Annotated in this window: 3 protein-coding genes; all 3 read left to right on the top strand. The window is 41.6% G+C overall.

Annotation, left to right across the window (positions count from 1 at the left end):
- Positions 1-311: 311 nt before the first annotated feature.
- The 3 genes from RZN25_17550 (at position 312) to RZN25_17540 (ending at position 6,689) form a co-directional block, all read left to right on the top strand.
- On the top strand, positions 312-494 hold the full coding sequence (locus RZN25_17550; protein MEQ6378614.1) for a hypothetical protein: 183 nt from the start codon (positions 312-314) through the stop codon (positions 492-494).
- 17 nt (positions 495-511) lie between these two features.
- Positions 512-1,804, top strand: coding sequence for a glutamate-1-semialdehyde 2,1-aminomutase (locus RZN25_17545; protein ID MEQ6378613.1), 1,293 nt, complete (start codon positions 512-514; stop codon positions 1,802-1,804).
- A 412-nt stretch (positions 1,805-2,216) separates the two neighbouring features.
- Positions 2,217-6,689: a glutamate synthase-related protein gene (locus RZN25_17540; GenBank protein MEQ6378612.1), complete on the top strand. Its 4,473-nt coding sequence runs from the start codon at positions 2,217-2,219 to the stop codon at positions 6,687-6,689.
- Positions 6,690-7,206 lie beyond the last annotated feature (517 nt).

Below are 7,206 nucleotides of genomic sequence, written 5' to 3'. Positions count from 1 at the left end.
TCCGTGCGTCTTTCCCGGCTCGGCGCGCGTCGTTTTGACAGATTCGCGCGTCCATTCTATGGTCGCGTGCGTCGACCCAGAATCCGTGCGTCTTTTCCGACCCGGCGCGCGTCACTTTGTTAGATTCGCGCGTCCATTCTATGGTCGCGTGCGTCGACCCAGAATCCGTGCGTCTTTTCCGAGCCGGTGTGCGTCATTCAGGAAGGCGCACGTCTGCCCTGGATTTGCGCGTCATATTCAAAATGGCGCACGCCAATCTGAAATCCGCGCGTCCTCACATAAAACACATTAATTAAAAGGAGAGGAACCACATGCAAAAATACAAAGTGCCTTTTTGGACGATACTAATAATCACTGTTATTCTATTAGAGGTATTTGTTTTTGGAACATACATACCTGATAATATCCTTCTAAATCTAGTGATTGTGCTTGGGATTACCGCAGTATTCGCAGTTATTTTTCAGTGGCTGGAGAAAAAGAGCGAGAATAAATAAGTTGGAGGGTTAGATTGATGGATTTTATGAAGTCAGAGGAATTTTATAAGGAAGCTTTACAGCATATTGTAGGTGGAGTAAATTCACCTTCTAGATCGTATAAAGCGGTTGGCGGTGGCACACCGGTATTTATGGAAAAAGCACAAGGGGCTTATTTTTGGGATGTGGATGGCAATAAATATATCGATTACCTAGCTGCATACGGACCGATTATCACAGGACATGCTCATCCACATATTGCAGAGGCCATCACTAAAGCGGCCTATAACGGGACACTCTACGGAACACCAACAGTCCTAGAAAATAAGTTTGCGAAAATGTTGAAGGATGCCATACCTTCGATGGAAAAAGTTCGTTTTACAAATTCAGGGACCGAGGCTGTGATGACCACCGTTCGAGTGGCACGCGCCTATACAAATCGAAAAAAAATCATCAAGTTCGCCGGTTGCTATCATGGACATTTTGATCAGGTCCTCGTAGCAGCAGGATCAGGCCCTTCTACCTTAGGAACACCGGATTCTGCTGGGATATTGCCTTCAACTGCTCAAGAAGTGATCACCGTTCCTTTCAATGACGTCGATTCCTTTAAAGAGGCACTTCATCACTGGGGAGATGATGTTGCGGCTGTCCTTGTGGAACCAATTGTAGGAAACTTTGGGATCGTGGAGCCAAATCCTGGTTTCCTCCAACAGATCAATGATCTTACACATGAGGCAGGAGCTTTAGTGATTTATGATGAGGTTATTACGGCATTCCGCTTTACCTATGGAAGTGCTCAACAAATTTATGGAGTTGAGCCTGACATGACCGCTCTTGGAAAAATTATAGGTGGCGGCCTCCCAATTGGTGCGTACGGTGGTCGAATCGATATCATGGAGCAAGTGGCACCACTTGGCCCAGCTTATCAAGCAGGAACAATGGCGGGAAACCCAGCATCCATATCAGCTGGCATTGCTTGTTTAGAGACTCTTCAAGAAAAAGGTCTATACGAAGAATTGGATCGATTAGGAGGCATCCTTGAAGAAGGAATCCTAGAAAAGGCTGAGAAAAACGGAGTAACCATTACAGTGAACCGCCTAAAAGGTGCTCTCACTGTCTATTTTACCGATCAAAAGGTCGAAAATTATGATCAAGCGAATGACTCAGATGGTGAAATGTTTGGTAAATTCTTTAATGCTATGCTTCGTCAAGGTATAAATTTGGCCCCTTCAAAATATGAGGCTTGGTTCTTAACTATTTCACACACCGAAGAAGATATCTATACAACTATACAAGCAGTAGACCAAGCATTCTCTACGATTAAGGGCTAATACCAGGTCACTTACAGTGAATAATTATTCAAAATACCCTCTTAATATACACTTCACTTAAGTGGGTATTCACTTTTTTGTAACCGTTTTCTTTGACATTATAGTACTCTCTGCCCCCCCTTCAATAAGCTCCATTCCCTTTATCCATTCATTTCATTGCATAAACTTATTGATTTATTATTAATCCTCTGTTAAAATAGAAAATAGTATTCTGAAAATTATAACAAAATATGGAGTAACGTTCTTCTTGTTTTTTCCCTTTCCATTGCACCTTAGTGCAAACATCCTCCCATACTGGGACATGGCTTTTGCAAATGCGAAAGCCCTTCTTTTTCTAAGGCAAACTTCTCCCAACGAAATGGCGAAGTTATTATGAATATTTATAGGAGGTGACGGCCAATTGGCCAACAAAATGACACAAAAATGGACCCCCGCTGAGTTTAAGGACTTTAAAAACGCCGAGCACGATGCTTGTGGTATTGTTTCTTGTATTCAAAAAGAAAACGTTCCTACTAAAGAAAATATCGACAAAGTCATTAAAAGTTTATGTACGATGAACCACCGTGCAGGTTTTATTAACCAGGAAGGTGATGGAGTCGGCATCCACATGGATATCCCTCGTGAACTTTGGAAAGAAAAGTTAAAACAAGCCCAGATTGATCCATCTCTAGTTGATGAAGAAGGGTTTGTAGTTGGACATTATTTTATTAAGAAGCAACCTGATGTTGAGGAGAAGATGAATGCTCTGAGGAAGCTTTTTGAAGATAACGACTTTGAATTTGTTTTTGAAACAACGGAAGTCACTAATACCGAAGCTTTAGGACCAATGGGTAAAAAGGAAGAACCTGTATTTTGGCAGTTCGCACTGAAAGCACTGAAAACTGATCAGGTAGAAGCTGAACTTTTCGACCTGCTTATTGAATCTGAAAAAGATGAGGATGTACACGTAGCCTCATTGTCCACGTTCCATGTGGTTTACAAGCTTATGGGTGCAGGAGATCAGCTACCACTATATTACCAAGATCTCTCTCATCCAAAGGTAGCTTCAAGTATGACCCTTGGACATAATCGTTACTCAACCAATACATTGTCTAACTTTTTCCGTGTACAACCATTTAGTGTTTTAGGACATAACGGAGAAATCAATACGATCGCAAAATTGCGCGATGAAGCAGAAATGCTTGGTGTTCCGTTAACTGTAGGTGGAAGTGACTCTCAGGATTTAAACCGTACCATCGAAACATTTATTAAACGTCATGGATACTCTTTATTTGAAGTATTAGACATGATGTTCCCACCAATTATGAATGAATTACGTCGTTATCCCGAGCATCTTCAGGATTTATATGCGTACATTCGTGAAGCTTGGGGACATTTTGCTCAAGGACCTGCTGGAATTATCTCTCGTTATGGAGATGAAGCAGCCTTCAGTTTAGATGCCCTTGGACTACGTCCGTTATGGCAACTAGAAACAGAAAACGCTTATCTATTCTCTTCAGAGCCTGGTATTCTACCAAACTCTCAATATGTGGCTGACCCTAAGCCACTATCACCTGGTGAGAAGGTAGGAGTGAAATGGGATGCTGAAGGTAAGTTAAAAGTATATGATCACTTTGCTTACCAAGAAGAGGTATACAAGCGTATGTCTCAAAAACTATCCTTTGAAGGATTTCGTCATCGAATCAAACCATCTCAAGCAAAAGATTCTTTTGCAAAACCAACAATAAAAAATGTGCATAATGGTTGGTATGCTGCATTTGGTTGGGATCGTGAAGATATTCAATTACTAGAACAAATGGCTGAAAAAGGGGCTGAACCGATTCGTTCTTTAGGGCATGACGTACCTTTAGCCGCTCTTCATCCAGATAGAAAAAATATTGCGAATTTCTTAAAGGAAAGCGTGGCCGTTGTTACGAATCCTGCCATTGACCGTGATCGTGAGGCCGAGCATTTTTCTACAAGGACCGTATTAGGAAAACGCCCTTCCCTATTTACGAAGGAAGAGCTTCCATACACTATAGAAATTCAATCACCTATTTTAATGGAAGGTTCTCATGGGAAAATATTTTCAGAGGCAGAAAAACATCCATCCTATGAAGAAATCATTACTCTATTTGAGCAAAATGGTTCAGCTAAACAAGTTTCCATTACTGCTAAAGAAGATGAAAATTTTGAAGAGGCTATCCAACGTTTAGCTATAGAAGTAGAAAAAGCAATCGATGAAGAGAATATCGACATCGTTCTATTAGATGACCAACAATCACATCAAGAAGACAATTTATGGTTGGACCCACATTTGGTGGTATCAGCTATTGATAAGCATCTTGTAGAGCAACATAAGCGTCGTTCTGTATCTCTTATGATTCGTTCAGCAGCTCTTCGCTCATTACACGATATCGTAACCATTTTTGGACTAGGTGCCGATGCGGTAAATCCTTATCTCATGTTTGCAACAGTTTCTGAGGATGAACTCACACCAACTAAAAATCTGTTCAGTGCACTAAATAAAGGACTTGAAAAAGTTATCTCAACTATCGGAATTCACGAATTACGAGGGTATTCCCGTCTATTCTCTGCTATTGGGTTGCACGATTCCTTTGCAGATCTGTTACGAATTACGAACTTCTTAGGATCAAAAGATTTAAAGTTTAACTATGAAGATATGAAACAGGATGCTATTGCTAGACGCGAAGATTTTAAAGATGAAAAAGTACGTCCAGGTAAGAGCTTCCACATCTTACCTCGTGTATGGAAATCGATTGGGGACATCGCACGCGGCGGAAGTTTTGATGATTTCCGTGACAAATTAGATGAAATTGAAGCCAAAAACCCACTAAGTATTCGTCATCTAGCCTCGCTTAAGGAATCCAGTCAAAAGTATGAGGCTAAAGATGTGGATGTTAGTGTAAATGATCATAGTCTGCCATTTATAATCTCGTCTATGTCCTTTGGTTCCCAAAACGAAACTGCTTTCCGAAGCTATGCTGAAGCCGCCGATCGATTAAATATGATTTCCTTCAACGGTGAAGGTGGAGAAATCAAGGATATGTTAGGAAAATATCCAAACACAAGAGGACAACAAATAGCCTCAGGACGTTTTGGTGTAAATGCTGAGTTATTAAACTCTTCAAATCTATTAGAAATTAAAATTGGTCAGGGTGCGAAGCCTGGGGAAGGTGGTCACTTACCTGGTTCTAAGGTCACAGCTAAAATTGCTGAGGCTCGTAATGCAACCATTGGTTCAGATCTAATTTCACCTTCTAATAACCATGATATTTACTCTATCGAGGATTTAGCTCAAATGATTTCCGAGCTTAAAACTGCAAACGATAAAGCCAAAGTTACTGTTAAGGTTCCTATTGTTCCTAATATCGGAACGATCGCTGTTGGTATCGCGAAAGCGGGCGCTGACTTTATCACGTTAAGTGGATTTGATGGTGGTACTGGTGCTGCGCGTATCCATGCCCTACAGCATGTAGGTTTACCAGTTGAAATTGGGGTAAAAGCTGCACACAATGCCCTTATCGAAGCTGGACTTCGTCATAAAGTTGAAATTTGGACTGATGGCGGTTTGAAGAGTCCATTAGATGTTTTAAAAGTGATGCTGCTTGGAGCAAACCGAGTTGGTTTCGGAACACTTTCCATGATTGCTGTTGGCTGCACAGCATGCCGTGGTTGTCACTTAGACACCTGTCATGTGGGTATTGCCACACAAATCGATAGTGAAGTACAAGCAAAAGAGCATGGTCTGCGTCGTTTCGTTCCACGTCAATATGAGCCTTCTGTTCAGGGGCTAACGAACCTATATACTGCTTTTGGAGAAGAACTTAAGCGTCTAACTGGCATGCTAGGATTTAAACGCACCCAAGACCTTGTAGGGCGCTCTGATCTACTCGAGCAAACAGCTGGAACTGACGTTATGGATCTTAGCCCACTACTTGAAAAGCTTGAAGTAACAGAGCTTGAAGCCTACAAAGTAGAAGAAGAACGTTTTGAGCAGCGCTTGGCTATGGCTGTTGGTGCTGAATATTTAGATAGTAACCAAGATGTACTACTTGAATCTCGCGAATTCTCGGCCGTTACTAGTGAACAGCGGAACTTAGCTAGCCGTGTCTCTTGTCATCGAGTTCGTGGCCGTTTAGACGGATCTTATCAAAACTTAGATCCAGTAGAACTAAACTACCGCAACGGCTCGATTGTTGGTAATGGTTTTGGTGCTTATCTAACAGAAGGCATTAATGCCCGAATCACTGGTGGTGGTCAAGACGGTGTTGGTAAAACAGCCTTTGGTGGCTTAATCCAAATCATGAAATCTCCAGGAGCTAATGGACAATATGTCAATGGTTCTGTCGGAAAAGGATTTGGATATGGAGCCCAAAAAGGAACCTTTATGGTTCAAGGATGTGCCGACTCTCGTGCTGGAATTCGTCTTTCTGGTGCAGATATTGTTGTTGGTCAACGTCTGAGTGAGCCGCTTCCAAAGGATCTTGATGGAAACCTCGGAACGTATGCAAGTATTAAAGGATTTGCCTTTGAATATATGACTAATGGTCGCGGTCTTGTTCTTGGAGACCCAGGCCCTTGGGCATGTGCTGGTATGACTGGTGGAGTAGTCTACCTCAGACATCAACCAGAAATGGGATTAACGGAAGAAGCCTTAAAGCGCCGCATCGCGAAAGGTGCAAAGGTTGAAATTGTATCTCTAGACGAAAAAGGTTCTGAGGATGTTAAAGAACTTCTCAGCCAATATATTCAAGCACTTGTTGATTCAAATCAAGCAGACGAGGCTAAAGAAATTCAGCTTCTTCTAGAGGATGTAACGAAGCACTTCCTCATGGTAGTACCAGTAAAGTTGCAAGCAGACCCATCTGTATCAACTGAGTGATATATAGTAAAATTACAAAGCCACCCTGCTATAGGGTGGCTTTTTCTATGTGGGCGAAGATGGAGTGTCTATTCACTCATTTTTACTTTCGTTCAGCATTTTTGAGTGAATAGACTACATCTATTCACTCACTTCTTCTTCTACCTAGTAATTCTGCGTCAATAGACTGCTTCTATTCACTCACTTTCATAACCAATCAGCAATTTTGCGTCAATAGGCTGCTTCTATTCACTCACTTTGACTCTTACTCAGCATTTTTGCGTCAATAGACTGCTTCTATTCACTCACTTTGACTCTTACTCAGCAATTTTGCGTCAATAGACTGCTTCTATTCACTCACTTTGACTCTTACTCAGCATTTTTGCGTCAATAGACTCCTTCTATTCACTCACTTTCATAACCAATCAGCAATTCTGCGTCAATAGACTCCTTCTATTCACTCACTTTGACTCTTAATCAGCAATTTTGCGTTAATAGACTTCCCCCCTGTGTTAGCATGGTTGTCATAAGGTTCCAT

Source organism: Bacillaceae bacterium S4-13-56 (assembly GCA_040191315.1).
Lineage (GTDB): Bacteria > Bacillota > Bacilli > Bacillales > JAWJLM01 > JAWJLM01.
This window is presented reverse-complemented; position numbering and strand designations above follow the sequence as displayed.

Excerpts from the sequence above, each read along its gene's own strand:
- RZN25_17550 (MEQ6378614.1), top strand. The coding sequence starts at position 312 with ATGCAAAAATACAAAGTGCCTTTTTGGACGATACTAATAATCACTGTT.
- RZN25_17545 (MEQ6378613.1), top strand. The coding sequence starts at position 512 with ATGGATTTTATGAAGTCAGAGGAATTTTATAAGGAAGCTTTACAGCAT.
- RZN25_17540 (MEQ6378612.1), top strand. The coding sequence starts at position 2,217 with ATGACACAAAAATGGACCCCCGCTGAGTTTAAGGACTTTAAAAACGCC.